Annotated in this window: 12 protein-coding genes and 2 pseudogenes; 7 read left to right on the forward strand and 7 right to left on the reverse strand. The window is 34.4% G+C overall.

Going from position 1 to position 12,754, the window contains the following annotated elements:
• The coding region (locus CXF67_RS18490; RefSeq protein ID WP_219621041.1) for a hypothetical protein at positions 1-217 on the forward strand (217 nt) is incomplete at its 5' end.
• A 478-nt stretch (positions 218-695) separates the two neighbouring features.
• Here the strand turns inward: CXF67_RS18490 and CXF67_RS15405 are convergent.
• The 6 genes and pseudogenes from CXF67_RS15405 to CXF67_RS15430 all read right to left on the reverse strand — a co-directional run.
• Positions 696-914 (reverse strand): annotated as a pseudogene (locus CXF67_RS15405) (LytR/AlgR family response regulator transcription factor); the annotation flags it as partial.
• A gap of 32 nt (positions 915-946) precedes the next feature.
• Positions 947-2,083, reverse strand: coding sequence for an amidohydrolase family protein (locus CXF67_RS15410; RefSeq protein ID WP_102089547.1), 1,137 nt, complete (start codon positions 2,081-2,083; stop codon positions 947-949).
• A gap of 40 nt (positions 2,084-2,123) precedes the next feature.
• A complete protein-coding gene (locus tag CXF67_RS15415) occupies positions 2,124-2,468 on the reverse strand; it encodes a 2TM domain-containing protein (protein ID WP_102089548.1) in 345 nt (114 codons plus the stop codon).
• A gap of 4 nt (positions 2,469-2,472) precedes the next feature.
• Positions 2,473-2,787 (reverse strand): 2TM domain-containing protein, encoded by a 315-nt coding sequence (locus CXF67_RS15420; RefSeq protein WP_257984722.1) that lies wholly within the window; start codon positions 2,785-2,787, stop codon positions 2,473-2,475.
• Between the two features lie 119 nt (positions 2,788-2,906).
• Positions 2,907-4,256, reverse strand: coding sequence for a histidine kinase (locus CXF67_RS15425; RefSeq protein ID WP_102089550.1), 1,350 nt, complete (start codon positions 4,254-4,256; stop codon positions 2,907-2,909).
• A 230-nt stretch (positions 4,257-4,486) separates the two neighbouring features.
• A complete protein-coding gene (locus CXF67_RS15430) occupies positions 4,487-4,855 on the reverse strand; it encodes a DUF2141 domain-containing protein (protein ID WP_102089551.1) in 369 nt (122 codons plus the stop codon).
• Between the two features lie 370 nt (positions 4,856-5,225).
• On the opposite strand from CXF67_RS15430, the gene CXF67_RS18495 reads away from it, so the two are divergent.
• A complete protein-coding gene (locus CXF67_RS18495) occupies positions 5,226-5,402 on the forward strand; it encodes a hypothetical protein (RefSeq protein WP_219621042.1) in 177 nt (58 codons plus the stop codon).
• A gap of 69 nt (positions 5,403-5,471) precedes the next feature.
• Complete coding sequence (locus CXF67_RS15435; RefSeq protein ID WP_102089552.1) at positions 5,472-5,657, forward strand: hypothetical protein; 186 nt, start codon at positions 5,472-5,474, stop codon at positions 5,655-5,657.
• A 281-nt stretch (positions 5,658-5,938) separates the two neighbouring features.
• Here the strand turns inward: CXF67_RS15435 and CXF67_RS19250 are convergent.
• Positions 5,939-6,067 (reverse strand): annotated as a pseudogene (locus CXF67_RS19250) (IS110 family transposase); the annotation flags it as partial.
• 750 nt (positions 6,068-6,817) lie between these two features.
• Between CXF67_RS19250 and CXF67_RS15445 the strand changes: the two are divergent.
• From CXF67_RS15445 to CXF67_RS15460, 4 genes are all read left to right on the forward strand, one after another.
• Positions 6,818-8,260 (forward strand): DUF4403 family protein, encoded by a 1,443-nt coding sequence (locus CXF67_RS15445; protein WP_102089553.1) that lies wholly within the window; start codon positions 6,818-6,820, stop codon positions 8,258-8,260.
• A gap of 181 nt (positions 8,261-8,441) precedes the next feature.
• Complete coding sequence (locus tag CXF67_RS15450) at positions 8,442-9,398, forward strand: ferritin-like domain-containing protein (RefSeq protein WP_102089554.1); 957 nt, start codon at positions 8,442-8,444, stop codon at positions 9,396-9,398.
• Positions 9,399-9,429: 31 nt separating this feature from the next.
• Positions 9,430-11,523: a LodA/GoxA family CTQ-dependent oxidase gene (locus CXF67_RS15455; protein WP_102089555.1), complete on the forward strand. Its 2,094-nt coding sequence runs from the start codon at positions 9,430-9,432 to the stop codon at positions 11,521-11,523.
• Positions 11,520-12,659 (forward strand): FAD-dependent monooxygenase, encoded by a 1,140-nt coding sequence (locus CXF67_RS15460; RefSeq protein WP_102089556.1) that lies wholly within the window; start codon positions 11,520-11,522, stop codon positions 12,657-12,659. Before CXF67_RS15455 ends, CXF67_RS15460 begins: the two co-directional genes overlap by 4 nt.
• Positions 12,660-12,754: the final 95 nt, after the last annotated feature.

Here is a 12,754-nt window from a genome sequence, read left to right on the forward strand (position 1 = left end):
TTTTCAGCTTCTAGAAAAATATGGAAAAGAAACTTACAATAAGCTAAAAAAAGGGCTCTATTGGAAAGGTATGACTAAGAAAATGGCACTAATATCTCTAGGTAGTCCAAATGATATAAATAAGACTGTTGGTTCATGGGGCGTACATGAGCAATGGGTTTATAAAAATCTATATTTATACTTTGAGAGCAACAAACTGACTTCATATCAGAAATAAAGATTCAATAATCTGATGAATTTGACTTTCTTAATTCTTCAATTATCTTTTTTTGATTTGAAATTACCTCATCGATTCTTAGCATCCAAGCGCCAAGAAATCTCATAATCAAAACGAATAAAGCAGTAATTGCGAGAGCAAAAATGATTGTCATAAATTCTATAATAGATAAATTTTAAGTTTAGTAAACAAATCTAGTTATTTAAAATTAACTCATCATCGCTCGTTCAAACTCTTCATAAGAAACACTTTCAGCATCTTTAATTTGCTTCATCAGTTTCAAATATCTTTTAGTGGATTTGCCTTTGTAATGAGTTGTAAAATATTCTCTTTAAGTTCTATTTCTAGCCTTTGCACTTATTTTTCTTTATATTATTTTCTTAAGTTTTACAGTTAGACACAATTATCCCTAGACTCCGATACAAATTGTAACACATAGCTTCCATAAATAATCAATACTATTGAGTTAAAAAGCCTAAAGCGCATATTTATCATAGGCGGTTGTGAAAATTATTACGGAATTAATATCTTAAGCTTCAAAAATTTCAAACGACAGCCCATCACTCATTTGAATATCTAAAAATATCAAATCTAGATGCTCATAATTCTGAAACCATTCGATGGATTCTTCAGCTGAATGCAACATGGTTTTAACTTCAAAATCTAGATTTTTTAACAAGCGTTGCAATCGTCTCACCGATGGTTTCTAGTCTTCTATTATAATTATATTCATAGCTTTACTTTCTTTCCTTTTTTCCAAAAAGTATTAATATTGCTTATGTTTTTTATATCTTCTGTAGGATCACCATCTATCAAAATTAAATCTGCTGTATAACCCACTTTAATAAATCCCGTATTTTCTAATCCGAAAGCTGAGGTAATATTACTTGTCCCAGCTTTTAAAACTTCAATTATTGGCATACCTGATTCCCCTAAAAGTTCTAATTCTTTGTATAAATCTGTTCCATGATTAATACCCAAATTAGGGGGGTCTGTACCCGCAAGAATGGGTATACCTGCTTCGTACAGTTTTTTGACTTCTTGAAGTAATTCTTCTTTATTCAAATACTTGTCTGCACCAGCTCCTATGACCTCAAAAACCTTAAGAGTAGTTAACAAGGTAGGAATAACAAAAAAAGGTTTCGATTCTAAAAGCCTCTCTAGTTCACTATTTTCTAATATTTTATCCCTCCAAAGGTGAACTAAACCATCTGCATCATTAGAAATAACATCTTTAGCATCTTCTAAACGACTGACATGGACTACTGCTATTTTTTCAGCATTATGTGCTTCATTAATTAATTCTGCTACTGTTTCTGAATCTAAGGTTGCTTCCGAAGGGGTTACAATAATTTTAATATAATCTGCATTGGCTTTAACTCTATCTTCAATAAAGTTTTTAGCATCCTTTGGACCCATTAATGTTGGGACCGGAAATCCATATTGTGTGCCATGACCACCTGGTGCTGTGGCGGCATAACCAGCGACATAGAAACGGGCAAAATTTGTGGAATCTTTTAGCTGTCGCATCATACCTTGATACGGCTCCATGCCATGCATATCCATAACATTTAAAACCCCTGCTTTTGCGGCTTCACTTAATGATTCTGGTAGCCAAGCATGGACATGTGCATTAGATAAGGCTGGCATTAAGGTTTTTTCTTTTCCGTCAATAATTACAGTTTCACCAAAAGCTTTAATGACGTCCGCAATTTCAACAATAACTCCATTTTCAACTTTAACAGACGTCGATTCAAAAATAACTTCACCATCAAAAACTTTGACGTTTTCTATTATAAAACTGTTTTGACCATAGCCCATAAAGGCGATGACTATTAGCCCTAAGGTTAATTTAATTTTAAACATGACTTCCTATGAATTAATGTTAACTGTGTCTGCAACTTTTTTATTCCCAATTCTTGCGTTCCTTATTCATATATTCTTCAAGTTTTCGTTTTTCCCAGTTGTTACCAAAAAAGAAATCTGGTCCAAAAACTCCAATACAATGAAAAGCCAACCCAATACCCCAAAACGTCGCTGTTGAATAAGGTCCAAAACTTACAAATCCTTCACTAGAATTAAAACCAATAAGTAGAATTAAAAACAGGTTGACCACAACATACACCGCGAAATGCCAGTAGAATCCAATAAGCGTATCTACCTTTTTTTTCGCTCTTAAATAAGCCTCTTCTTTTCTAAAGTCTGAAATCTCTTCATCTTTACTATGCGGATCTTTATTAAATTTTTCCATGATTTTAATTTTTATTGTTTTTCGAGAATTCTTTATTCATTAATTCCTCAATTTTGCGCTCTTCCCAGCCATGTCCATAAGTCAGGGATATAAAGTGTATTAATAACACCAACCCCCATATCGTCCAAACACTTAGTACCTCGATACTGAAAAGATCATTTTTAAAGCTCGCCCAACTGTCTAAGTTATTAGACACTTTAAATCCCGTAATAATTGTATTAACTATCATATAAATGGCTAAATGATTGTAAAATCCTTTCAACTTTTCAACTCTATTTTTAGCCTTTATATATTTTAAATTTGATGCTTCTGTTTTCATTTTACTAGTCATTAAAATTATTAATATAAACACAAAATACTATATATTTTATGCTATCAGTCTTTTACTATTTCCCTTAAGAATTCTCATAGCTATTGGGTAGGGTGAAATTATTTCCATCAGTTACTTTTATAGTCTTTTTGCATGTATTCTTCAATTTTACGCTGCTCCCAGTTGATACCAAAAGTCCCTTGATCTACAAAAACACGATAGGCCTTAAAAACCAAACTCAATCCCCAACCTGCCATGGGAAACCAAAACCATTGTATGGTGTTCTGTGAAAATCGATACCAAATACATATTAAAAAGGGCATCACAATACAATAGGACATTAAACTATAATAGAAGCCTTTTAATTCTTCTACACGCTTGCGTGCTTTCACATAATCGTCATTAAGACGCGCTTTTGATTTTTGTGTTGTTCTCATAATTGATACCTGTTTTGTGAGCATAGGAATCGCTACTGCAAAATCCTTGTCTCTTTGATTGATGTGTACTTTTCGTTCTGAAAGCAATTGATAACGCTGTTTAATATTTTCTAAACCAACGCCAACACTCTTCTTTACTATTTGTTTGAGCTGCAGATTATTCATCACCACCAAGTGATCTCCATCTTCGTATATTTTTACATGCAACGGTTTGCTCGATGTCACCATATTGTGCTTTACTGCGTTCTCTAACAACAACTGCAATGCTAATGGCACAACTTTACTTTCGGGATTTGAAGCTTTATCCGGAATTTCGAAAATAATACTATCCTCAAATCGCATTTTTAAAAGTGACATATAGGTTCTCGCAAAATTCAGCTCTTCATCTACAGTTACCAATTCTTTACTTTTCTGTTCTAAAACATAGCGATAAACCTTAGATAGTGATGTCGTAAACTTTTGAGCATTGCTAGGATTTTCTTCAATTAAACTCGTTAATACATTTAAGCTATTGAACAAAAAATGAGGATCTAACTGATTCTTTAAAGCATCAAACTTTGCGCTCGCCGTACCTGCTATGACCTTTTGCTCTTTTACTTTAGTTTTTTGTAATTCTTTATAATAATAAACTGCATGAAAGAATAGTGAAATAACCAATGTAATAAGCAGCGAACTAAAATAAAATTCAAGTTTCTCAGCATTAACAAACTCATACCATGTTTGACCTTCAATTGCAATTCTAATAAAAGCCCTAACAAAGAATATTGAGATTAAAGTTAGGGTCACCGAACCAAAGAAACCAATGGCTATTTGATATTTTCTGTGGCGCTCCCAGACGACTTGATGATTGAGATAACCAAAGAAATATGAGTTGACTAAAGTTAGTGGTATAGAATATATCATGTAATAAGAAAACGAGCGAAAGAAATTCTCATTAAAGGCAATTTTAACACCCGAAAAATAGCCTATAACTTGGTCTACAAGCATTATCACAATACCTACTAGGATTCCTGATATACTATTTTTAAATAATTTCTTCATGTTTTATGTCCTTAAAATTGACCTTCTTACCACTTGAGTTTTAATTACGCTTTACAAGATTCCAAAGCCTGCTCAGCAGGTTTTTGTCTTCAATTTGGGTAAAATTTGGTCTCTGCTTTAAAAGTTTTAAAAAGTTCAATTGATGATTAAATTCTTTATAATGTTGAATTTTAGAACTATAGTGTTATTGTTGTTACTTTGTTTTCTTTAAGCTCAAATTTCGTATCGTTTCACTTTGGTGGCCTCATAAAATCAAAGGCCTCATTAGAGGATTCATAATCTTCTTTTGGAATCCCCTTAAAATTAGAATCCATTTTACCATTATCATTTTCGTCATGGAAAATTGAAACCGCGTAAATGCCTGCTGGTATATTCTCAAAGGTGAGTGAACACGACTTATTTTCTATCTCACTTTTTAAGCCTTTAAATCTTTTTTTAAAAAAATCAGCTGCTGTATTATAAAGTCCTAAAAATATTCCACCAGCATTACTTTTTGCATTCTTAGCGATACCCTTAATGCTATAATTTTCTTGAGTATTTATCTCTGTCATTACCATGCTAATGACTAGGGTCACTATAATTTTAACGATTACATTCATGGATTTGTGTTATTATTTGACACAAATATTGATAACAACTAAGGATTTTTAAAACTAGTCTTACTGAATTGTAAAATTTTAATGATGAATCGTAATTTTAAGGGATTTAGTCGTAAAACACTAAATTCGTGAGGTTAGGTTTAAAGAATACAATGTTCTTTTTGCTATAAAGTGGAATGTTGAAGACTAAAAATAATCTTTTTTTGCTTTTATATTATTTATAGCAGCTTATGGTTGTGATTCAGATAATGAACCCACACCACCTAGTGTATCCGAAGTTGTAGGTGTTGAACCTGCAGTAGATCTTGTTTTTTATGATTTAGGCAATTATGATAGCGGATGGAGATATATCGAAGCTTGCCTAAATGATATGGAAGGATTTGAATGGAGATGTTTTAATTCTCTAATTAGTGATGCTCGTAATATTAACATAGGAACTGAACTTGAAAACACAATCGCTATTGTAACTTTTCATAATGAATTCAATAACTTTTATGATAATCCAGAGCAATGTTCTTCTATTAGTAATGGACCTGTTGTTGCCTAGGCTTGTCTAGAATTAGTAATAGAAGGCTTTAATAATTGGCCTTTACCTTCAGAAGGAGAATTGCTCTTGATGTATGAAAATTTGCATTTGAATGGTCTTGTAAATTTTGACGTAGATTCAACACTTTATTGGAATTCAACTGAACATGATGATAATACCGCTACTGCGACTGATTTTTCAAATAGAGACCAAGGTTGGACTCCTAAACAAGTTAATTCTGGTGTAATGAAAGTAAGAGCCGTTAGATATTTTTAGATAAGTGCATAACGTGGGTTACAGGTAATTGCTTGTTCTAGCTTACTCTGAAAATTCCTTCAAAATTTTCAGCATGGTGAGTACTTAAAAGTTGAATGCTAATCCACGTATTCCAAGGTCAACTCCTAATTAAATAAAGTCATTTTTTAAGTTACAAATTTTTGTAATTCCACTTAAGGTATCCCTCTTTTTACGACTACAAAAGCTCTTGATAAAATCTTATTTCTAAAATTATTTATCGCAAGCATTTTTGGTTTTCCTTCTGCAGCTTTTTTCTTATACTATTGTTTTAAGTCTTGGTCGAATTGTATGGCACTAACACTGGCTTGTGTTAATAGTGTTTTCATTTTTCTATCTTCGATGTGATGATCTCTATTTTTGTTATGTATACTCGTTCCAGAGCTGTGTTCAAAAGGAGCTACACTCCACTAACTTGAAAACTGTTGACAATTGTCAAATCGCTTAAAATTACTAGTGTGATACAACAGTTGACAAGAAAGCACTAATCCAACTTGTTTTAAGGTATTTAAAAGCTGATAATTATTCATCCCCACTCATTAGCTTTTTGATGTGGTTCTTTAATGCTATTATTTGTTTTGTAAGATAATAATGGTTTTTTTAATAATCTTACAGTAATCATGACTCGACGGATTACTAAGCAAAGTTTGCATTTATTTTCACAACATCTCAGCGAGGACATAACTTTAGGCTATCCGTTCTTAAGAGTTAAATGCCTTTAAATGATTAAAAAAGTAGTTTTTAAAAGTCTGTTTTAACTAATTTAGGGACTAAGGCACAATTAATTTAGGACTAAAAACAACTAAAGATCAAGGTATATCGTAAAGCTTTAAAAGCACCAACCCTAAGCCTTGGAGCATCCCATACACTTTATGTTATAATTTTGCCACACCCCCTATGGAAGGGGAAGCAAGCTTAAGACATATCCAGGCTACTTTAGGTCCTAATAGCTCCAAATCGACAGAAATTTATGCTATATTTTAATCAATTAGTAATAATATCATAAAAAACTTTTGGAATTATAAACAAAAGTGTTAAATTTATTGGGAATATAAAACAACATCCTAAATAGATAGATACCCTATACTAAAGATTTGAATGGGGTTTATACGGATGTTACCAATAATTAAAAAATAGAAACTATGAAAAAAACAATTATCCTATCCTTAATCATATTGATTATTGCGTCTTGTACAACAGTTCGATTATCACAAAAACCCTCCCCTAGAGTTTCCAATGAATTACCAGAATCTAAAGAATCTGTGGTATACATTCCTTTTTCAGTTGATTTATCAGAAATAGAAAAAAAAATTGAGGAAGCAGTACCTAAAGGTAGAATTTTTAGAGATAGTGACGGTTGTGAGAGAGATGAATATGAAGTAGAAGTATTTAGAAACAATCCAATGAAAGTGAGTACTTCAAATGGTAAATTAATATTTACAACAACCTTAAAAGTAAAAGCTGACGTTTCTCGTTGTCCTGGAGTATGGCAAGATGATTGGTTCTGTAGCTGTTGTTGTCATGGAGGCCGTGCCACTGGTCATGCCAATTCTGATATTGCATTAAAGATTGAAGTGGATCTAAGAGTTAATCCGGATTATTCAATTACAGCAAACACAAAACTGGATGGAGAAATTATTTCTGGAAAAAACATAGTAATATGGGTTTTAGGTTTTAAAGTAAGTATTCCTGTTGAACAAGTTGCAGGCAAAATTACAGACCAATTAAAACCAATTAAAAAAGAACTTGATAAAGAAATAGCCAAACAACTCAACAATATTAAAATAAAAGATGAATTAGCACTTTCTTGGAAAGAAGCTCATAAAGTATTGCCTGTTGATGACTTCTTCTTACATGTAACTCCTAAAAACATTTACTTCAAGAACATCACATCAAATGGTAATAGCATAAACCTAGGAGCTGGTATAGGTGTGAAAATGACAATAAACAATGATTCGACTAAAACACCTGTTACAAGTTTACCCAGCCTAACTATATCAAATAATCCACATGGATTTTTCTTCATCAACCTACCAATTGATGCATCTTTTGATTATGTATCAAATAAACTTACAGAAACCTATAAAAATGAAAAATATGAATACGGAAATAATTGGGTTAAAATTAAAAACATAAAACTATATGGCGTTGACATTAATGAATCTGCCCGCGGTTTATTAGTTGATGTAGAGATTAATGGTAAAATAAGTTTATTTAAAAGAGTTAAAGGACATATCTATTTTACTGCTAAACCTTCAATTGATACAGAAAAAACAATTGCATATCTAGATGACTTTAAAATGAATTCGAACACGTCATCTGAAATAATTAATAAAGGGGTTGAATTCCTTATTAATAAATTCTATTATGAAGATATTTCAAAATCATCATTATATAATTACTCTTCTGACATTGTATCAATGGAGCAAATGATTAGAAAGGAGCTTAAAGACTTACAAGTTGGTAATTACAAATTAAAACTTGACTTGGATAAAGTAAATATTAATGGTTTATATATTACAAATGAGGTTATAGGAATAGATTCTGAAATAAATGGTAGCATACAAACCATAAAATTAAAATAAAACTATTGGTAACAATGTATAAAAATAATAGCGGTTTTAGTACTAAATTCAAAGTGAGTCATTTTAACAAAAGTCATTGCTTAATTGAATATTAGAGTTTACTATTCCGCTACTTTTCTAATACTAAACGTTATCATACATTTTATTAATAGAATAATTAGTAACCAAAAAAAGAAAACAAATGAAACTAACACAAAACGATTGGAATCTTGGACATTTAAAGGTTCATTTACAAAGGGCCGTCGATCTCGAATTCTGGACGATTCCTTTCTACATGTCTGCAATGTATTCGATTAAAGATAAGTCGTCAGAACCTTATCAATTAATAAGAACCATTGTAAACCAAGAAATGCTGCATTTGCAATGTGCTTCCAATATTGCTAATGCCTATGGTTTATCACCGAGTATTGACGCACCAGTATATGAAGGAACCACCATTCCTCATCTCGATTTCTCGTTAGACAATAAAGAGGTTATTAAACCTTACTTGCCCTATACAGCAGAGATTGGGCCTTTAGATTTAAAGCACATCAATGCGATGTGTTTAATAGAGATCCCAGAGTATGATACGCAGGAAAAAGTGCCACTTTTTAGCAACGTAGAAGAGTATGGCAGTATTGGCGCTTTTTACGAAGCTCTTCGTTTAGGTGCTTCACACTTAAAAAAGGATATCAAAGGAGGTGTAAGACAGGTGGATTTTTTCTCTGCATTTTACAGAAATATGCCCAAAATGAAAATCACAGAACCCAAAGATGCTGGGTTTAACCAAGTAGATTTATTGATAGACTTAATTACAGAACAAGGAGAAGGACAATCCAAAGTAAATCATACGATTCCGGAGACTTTCCAAAACACAGCTGATGATACCGAGCCAGAAGACGATCATTTTGAGAAGTTCAATGAGATTAAGAATTCACAACCTTTTCCTGAGACGTTTCAAGTGAAAAAAGTATCAGACTATACTGTAGAAGACAAAGAGCTAGAAGCTATACTAATAGAGCAATTTACTGAGTTACGTAATACCCTGCAACAATTGTTCAGTGGAGAGAACCCAGAGAATTTCTTTGCAATTATGGCCAGCGTTGGCGGTGCCATTCGTAACTGCTGGGAGCATGGAGTGACTCCAAAATATATTTAAACTACGCGTCTAAAATTTAACAATCAAAATCATGAAAAATAAAACCATATTTAGAGTACATCCGACCATTAATTTTGCACGTTTTGGAACAAGTGATGATTATATATTATCTCCTGAAGATAGTGCTGGAATGCCTCAAGAAGGAACCGACACTACTGGAGGATTGCCTATCAAAAAAGGAACAGAAAAAACAACCATTACCAGTAAAGACCTTCGAGATGAAGACGGGAATTTAAAGAAGCAAGCTGCTAGATTTCGTATTTATGCTTACGATCATAATGGTAAAGCAAGTTATCCAGAAGGTGGCGGAATAGAAGTAACAATAGGAACAAAGTTGCCCGATGGAAGAGTCGTAAAAGACCTTGTCTGGTCAAGTCATCTAGCCAATAAAAAAGCGACTGCCTATAACGTAGTAAACAACAAAGGGATCTTGGCATATGCAGACAATCAAGTACCGCAACTGCGAAACCCTGAAACACATGGAGATATTGATTCAGCGTATCGTTTAAACAGGTTGATGATCGACCCAGGGCCAAGAACCATAAGTGCTTTAAGTAAGGAGAGCGCAAAGTTTGATGATTGTACGATACCAACCTGTTTAAATGACAAAGGTGAAATAGAAAAATTGCCAGCCTATCCAGTTCGGTTTCCTGCAGATTCGAACGAAGAGCTTTTTAAACCTAACGGTCCGCTAGACACCTTGGGAGAAATTCTAACGGATGATAAAGGACGCCTACTGGTCTTGCCAAGTACAGGAAACGCTGTTGGGCAATATGATGAATATGGTGTGCCCATTCAAATGACGGGTGATTTAAATAATGTTGGATGGTTTGATTCTGCAGCAGACGGACCGGTTTCAGTAACCATTCAATTTACAGACGGTTCGAGCGAAGAAGCTTTTGGTGCTTGGGTCGTTTGTGGCGATCCTGCCTACGCTCCTCAAATTCGTAATGTTGTTTCTGTATGGGATGATGTGTATGATACCTTTGTACGTGAATTGGACTTGCAACCCGAGTTATTCCGTCAAACAGGGGAATCCGAAAATGGAGACGATGGTGAAGGTGTTTATCGTTTAGATTATCTACCAAATTTTACGAATGATATCAAGCCTACATTTATTGCATGTACCCTACAACGTTGGACAGCCAATTTACCAGAGATGGCTTTGCGTGCACATACAGCAGTGGATGCCATTAGTGAAAATGATGATCCAAACAGGACCATCATGGCGGCCTTAAATTTCTTGCGAAACCCGAATAATGAAGAGACCAATATTGGAGCACCTTTAATGCCTTTGTCATTAGGAGCTGCTGGGACCTCTTTCATGACAGTAACCAAAACCCAATATTTCTTTCTTGAACAATGGTCTAAGAAAAGGTTTACCAAAGGAAAGGAAACCAAGCTGGGACCTGGAGAGTTATTGGATATGGCATCCTTAGCCAATTGTTTGGGCGGACGTTACGTACCAGGCATCGAAGTAAGTTATACCGTTCGTTGCAAAGACATGTACATTCAAGATTGGAAAACATCTGGTGCAGGACCTTTCCGTATAAAACACTTTCCATTGAAGTATGAAAACCTAGATAAATCCACTCCATTTCTAAAGAGCGGATGGATTCCATTACACGACATGACCGATGGTATTGAACCAGGAGACATCTCAAAATTCATGGCGACTCCTTGGCAAACAGATTATAATTCCTGTTCCATTCACCAAACCGCTATTAATACCGATGGTGTAAACAAAAGTAACGGTGCCGAAACAACCCTATATTGGTCGTGGCCATCACAAAGACCCGATGCAGTATATGTAGCAGAAGAAGTAGTGAACAATGTACTACCAAAACAAAAATGGTCTATTCGTGGCCCAGGAACTTATGCAGTAAATCCTGCACAAGCTGCTACTTTTCAAGACCCTCTGGATGCAGTAAATGAATGGCATAAAATAGGAATAATCATACAGGGAACTAATGTAGATATTGAGGGGAGGGAGTTTTCGCCAGAATTGTATTTAGAGGTACAGGGGAAATTAACCAATCCAGGAGATGCTACAGATCCTGTAGCAGAATGGCCATTTAACGCGAATCCGCCGAAAAAGAAGTCTAAAAAAGACTGTCCTTTTTGAAAACAACAGTCACATATGATGTAGTAATTATAGGAGGTGGGCCTGCTGGATTAAGCGCGGCCATCTCTCTTCTCCAAAAGCAAGAACTTTCAGTACTTGTCATTGAAGGGCAGGCTATTGGTGATGAGCTTATAGGAGAGAACTGTCCGCCCAATACCATCTTGCTTTTAAAACAGCTGAGAGTAGCAAAAGCCTTTTATAAAGGAAATCATGCACCCTGTCCGGGGTACGCTTCCGTATGGGGAAGAGCAGATGTAGGGTACAACGATTTTATAGTGAACCCATTGGGACCATCATGGCGTTTAGATCGTAAAGCATTTGATAGCATGTTGGCAGATGAAGCTCGAAGGCTAAGTGCTCAAATACACTGGTCCACCCAGTTTTTAGATGCAATAAAAGTAGAAAAAGGCTATGCCTTACGCTTAAGGGATAGGATCGCAAATGCAGAATATAAAGTAAATGCACGCTTTGTTGTAGATGCCTCTGGTGCCAACTCGCGATTTGCCAAAGCTATTGGAATTAGTAAAATTATTGAAGATCGCTTATTTGCTTCCATACGTATAGCAAGCATTGCAAAAGGAAAACCCTCGAAACAAATACAGATCGAAGCAGTACCTGAAGGTTGGTGGTATAATGCCGCTTTGCCAGATAATCGTATTATTACCATGATGCTTTCAGAAAAAGAAAACATAGCAGCGCTGCAAGATTCGCAACATGAAGGTTTTGAGGCACAATTAGCCAATACCACTTTTATAGCAGAACGATTAAAGAAACTAAAACTAAAAGAACACCAATACTATACTCGGCCTGTTTATTCAGGAATTTTACCTGTTATAGAAGGAAAGGACTGGGTAGCAATAGGTGACGCAGCGTCTAGTTATGATCCCATAGCTGCTTATGGTATTTATAAAGGAATAAGCGATGGTATAAGAGTAACTTCTAAAATTCTTGCTTTTTTCAATGGGGAAGAAGAACTCAATTCGTTTTCTGCTTTTGTCAATGAACGTTATGTCAACTATAAGAAAAACAGAGACTATGTTTATGCTATAGAGCAGCGTTGGTATGACGCTCCGTTTTGGAATAAAAGAATTATGAATACATTGAAAATCACGTATGCTAACAATGGCTATAAGTAATTGCTTGTTCTCGCCTACTTTGGAAATTCCTGCGGAATTTCCAACTTGGTGTGTACTTGTAATGTTAAGGTCTAATCCACGAAACTACTCATAGG

Source organism: Psychroflexus sp. MES1-P1E (assembly GCF_002836055.1).
Taxonomy (GTDB): Bacteria; Bacteroidota; Bacteroidia; order Flavobacteriales; family Flavobacteriaceae; genus Psychroflexus.

Coding starts and splice junctions, on each gene's coding strand:
- CXF67_RS18495 (WP_219621042.1), top strand. CDS start 5,226: ATGGAAGGATTTGAATGGAGATGTTTTAATTCTCTAATTAGTGATGCT.
- CXF67_RS15455 (WP_102089555.1), top strand. CDS start 9,430: ATGAAAAATAAAACCATATTTAGAGTACATCCGACCATTAATTTTGCA.
- CXF67_RS15425 (WP_102089550.1), bottom strand. CDS start 4,256: ATGAAGAAATTATTTAAAAATAGTATATCAGGAATCCTAGTAGGTATT.
- CXF67_RS15410 (WP_102089547.1), bottom strand. CDS start 2,083: ATGTTTAAAATTAAATTAACCTTAGGGCTAATAGTCATCGCCTTTATG.
- CXF67_RS15430 (WP_102089551.1), bottom strand. CDS start 4,855: ATGAATGTAATCGTTAAAATTATAGTGACCCTAGTCATTAGCATGGTA.
- CXF67_RS15450 (WP_102089554.1), top strand. CDS start 8,442: ATGAAACTAACACAAAACGATTGGAATCTTGGACATTTAAAGGTTCAT.
- CXF67_RS15420 (WP_257984722.1), bottom strand. CDS start 2,787: ATGAAAACAGAAGCATCAAATTTAAAATATATAAAGGCTAAAAATAGA.
- CXF67_RS15415 (WP_102089548.1), bottom strand. CDS start 2,468: ATGGAAAAATTTAATAAAGATCCGCATAGTAAAGATGAAGAGATTTCA.
- CXF67_RS15445 (WP_102089553.1), top strand. CDS start 6,818: ATGAAAAAAACAATTATCCTATCCTTAATCATATTGATTATTGCGTCT.
- CXF67_RS15435 (WP_102089552.1), top strand. CDS start 5,472: ATGTATGAAAATTTGCATTTGAATGGTCTTGTAAATTTTGACGTAGAT.